The sequence below is a fragment of the Anabaena catenula FACHB-362 genome (assembly GCF_014698735.1).
In the GTDB taxonomy this organism is placed as follows: domain Bacteria; phylum Cyanobacteriota; class Cyanobacteriia; order Cyanobacteriales; family Nostocaceae; genus Anabaena; species Anabaena variabilis_A.
The window spans coordinates 1-3,599 of the sequence record NZ_JACJTQ010000102.1 but is presented as its reverse complement, the minus strand read 5'-3'; the positions used below and the strand labels follow the sequence as shown (position 1 = coordinate 3,599).

The following is a 3,599-nucleotide window of genomic DNA, read 5'->3' as shown; positions in this document are numbered from 1 at the left end:
CAACAGTGCTAGTATGTCAAACATGGGCTGTGTGTGGTTTTCGAGTTGTCGTTGTGGAAGACTATAACTCTACTACATCAGCCCTCTTTTTATACTCTTATTTTGGCTACAGTATTGAGTAATTGAGATATATTTTGTTTAATAAAATCATCGCTGTCAGGGTTATCAAAAAGGTAAAATAGGTGATTTAAAGATTCTCTCGATAAGTTCTTAGTCTGTGGCATCCATGACGAAACACTCTCCTTGCCTTTTAAATTACGCTCAATTTCAGCCATACTCTTGACCACAAATTCAACCGCAGTAGGAGTATCAATGAATTGACAAAAGTAGGCGATATACTGACGCAGCGACTCATATTTATTAGCTTGATAAATGAGGTACTCCAATACATGACTGTGAATGTAACGAGGAAGGAAACCAGAAAGCTCACGTATAAACCAATCTTTCCAAGATTCACCATAATCATTCTTTTGATCTGGTAACTTAGCCCAGAATTCAATTAGAGGATCTAAAAGTTTTTCTGGATTGTCACCGCAGCACTGACTGGCAGCCCAAATAGCGTTTGGAAGAAACTGAGCTTTATTATCTATAAGTTGCCAGCAAATCAGAATTTCATTCTCTAACTCAAAAAACTCCAGAAAGCCTGCAAGGGTTAAAGCAGCTGCTCTATCAGCATCAGTGATATTACTAGATTTTAATATTCGCTGTATCTCATCTAATATTTTTTCTTTGTAATTATACTTTGCTTGTTCTATAACTTGATCTCTAATCCCATCAGTTATTAAGGGTGCAAAACAATGCTGGTTTTCCATAATGCAGAAATCAACACCACTAATAGTACATCCATTCCGTATTCGAGATAAAAGAATAGATCGATATTTCGGCAAATTTTCAGTAATATTTATTATTAAATGCGAATCTATATCTATTAATTTCCGGTAAAACGTTCCAAGGATAGATTCAGGTACTAAGTCAGAGGACACCTTAGAATCAACCCAATCTTGTAATGTTCTATAAATAGCTTGATGATATTGGTTGCTAGGGATGGCAAAGTGACGAATTCCCTCTAAAAGTGATAAAGGTAACTTAGTGCATAATTCTCTTAGAAATTCTTCATTTTGAGGATATTTAATGATTGCTTGACCAATAATCTCTGCATAATAAGGTTCCCAGAAAATTTCAAAAGGTTCAGCATTATTATTCAACAGATACCCCATACTTTCTATCAACAGGGCTTCTCGAAGACGGTCATGCCGGAAAACCAATTTTTCATTATCAATTTGACATAGTTTTCCATGTTTCAATAATGCTCTCAAAGCATTCATATCTTCAGAGGCATCCCCAAACCAATTTTTTAGATCAGTCAGGCGTGGATTAAGCTTCCGATTTTGAAGCATTTGAACAGCTAAGTTTGACAAAGCGGAATTATATTCATCTCTGAGTAAATTTCCTATTTGGGCAACTTCATCAATAGCTGTTTTAACGAAATAATCAATTACGTTTTCAGCAAGGTAGTTTAACTCATGAGGCTGCGGATCTGGCAATAATGAAGTAAAGAATCCAATTAAAATAGGATCATTACCCAATTTTTCTGCCAGTGCAGTTGCTTCTGTATTAGTTAGCTCAATAGCAGTCAATTTAACAGCATCTTTTACAGCTTTCACTCCTTCTTCAAGAAGCATTGCCTCAATAAAAATGCTATTTATCCAGCTTGTCTTATTAAATTCAGGAATAATTGATCTAACGACATCTGACCAAACTGGACAAACAAGTAAATGTTGTAAAGGTGAAGGTTTGGCATTAGGCACACTTGATGAAATAGGTTTTGACCAATTCACCAGTTTTTGTAACAGTTTTGCTGGATTATCTGTTCGATTAATGTCATCAGCAATCAGTAATATTCTTTTCCCATCTTTCAACAATCGCAGAGCTTCTCTCCCAGCATTTGGCATTAAGCTCGGATACAAATCATGCAGAACTTTATTCAAAGCACTTGTCAGTGAATCACTCGCAGTTAGCACATTCTCTGAAAGCCATAAACTGTAACCGTCTGCCTCTAAATATTTTTTCCCAGTTTGATAGGCTGCTGCGCTCTTGCCAGAACCAGAATTCCCAATTAACAATTGTATTGAGTAACTTTGATTGTCTATTCCTCTTTCGACTTGTTGATCAATCTGCCGAGAAACCCATTGGTCTGGATTCGTAATGAATTGTTTTTTGTATTCATCCAAGCTTTTGTAACAGAGGTCGCGCAGTAAATCATCTGACAGCATTTCGGCTGCAATACCCAGATATTCCTTACGCAGCCATTGACCTTCACGTGCTGTATCTAAAAATCTAGCTATTCGTGAGCGATCCCAAAAATCAACTGATATTTCTAACTCTTGGGCTTTCTTTTCTACCTGTAAGCAAAAATCTGGTTTCAAGCCCTGATTAGTGGTCAAAACAACAGTGAATTTCGCATCTGGAAATTCAGTTTCAATTGACCGAGCAAGATGTCCTGCTTTTAAAAGATCACCATCGTCACTTTCCGAAAGCTGCTTTCTTCTGCCCTTTGCAGCAGGTTTTACTGTTCGATGATCAAACAACCATTTCTTTTCCAGGTTCTGTTCTACAGTATGTTCTACTAAAACAAAGTGTGGAGGAATGCTTCCGGGAACTCGACAAAAACCATCGACAGGTGATTTTTTTGTCTGACCTTTAGCATTCATTCCAGTGTGTAAAATGGCTCTATATTCTGTTTCTGCTTTGCACAACACAGCTGTAGCAAGCAACTCAAACTTACCAGGTTCTTTGAATTTTTCTAACTCTTCTGCTGTAGTCAACTGCTTATTTCCTTTCCGGAGTCTATTACTTCAATTTATTATAAATCTAAACTTTTAGCTGTATGAGAAGATGTTCTAAAAGGGTTGTTTGACTTCATAGTTAACACAACGAAGCTTCTCAATATAGTAACCGCTCAATAATCCGGGGTAAATAGTTCAATGACAAGCCTCAAATGGCATAAAATCGTTCCCAAATAGGTAGTCCGCCCCCATTTATTGAGCGCATACTCAATATAGAGCTAAAATTTTTATTTATCGCCTCAGTTTAGCCCAAATTAAGTAGCTCCAACCAACAATGAGTAGAAGCTGTGTACCTAAAAAGAAAAATGGTATTTATGAGTTTTATTGCCTCTTTTTCTTTTGTTTATTCTTCCCCTAAAAGTGCTTCTATCTGAGCCAGTAGTTTTTCCAAAGCTTTTTGCTTTTTAGGATTTTCCCAAACCTTCGCTTTTTGTAATTGACTCGATGCTTCCTTATAACGGTTTTTGAGTGAAGGTGGTTCTGGATTTATTTGACGACTTGCTTTAATTCTTTCGTTGATCTGAGTTAGTGATAGACTGTCTGCTATCGTCGCCTCTATGAGTGCAGTTCGTTGTGCTAAATCTTTGATGCGAGCGATCGCAGTAGCTTTGGTATATTCAATCTCACCTTTCCGCAAGGCATCTAAGACATCTTCTGGCAGTTTCAGTAACGGTAGACGACTGCTGACAAAAGATTCCCAACTTATCATTCCCAAGGCATCAAATACAGCTTCTATTGCTTCGGAATCTTCAC

At 37.1% G+C, this 3,599-nt stretch carries 1 protein-coding gene and 1 pseudogene; both read right to left on the bottom strand.

Features of this window, described 5'->3' with window-relative positions; translation table 11 throughout:
• Positions 1 to 89 precede the first annotated feature (89 nt).
• Positions 90 to 2,825 (bottom strand): NACHT domain-containing protein, encoded by a 2,736-nt coding sequence (locus H6G68_RS26650; RefSeq protein ID WP_190909331.1) that lies wholly within the window; start codon positions 2,823 to 2,825, stop codon positions 90 to 92.
• A gap of 364 nt (positions 2,826 to 3,189) precedes the next feature.
• Positions 3,190 to 3,599, bottom strand: a pseudogene (locus H6G68_RS26645) (ParB/RepB/Spo0J family partition protein); the annotation flags it as partial.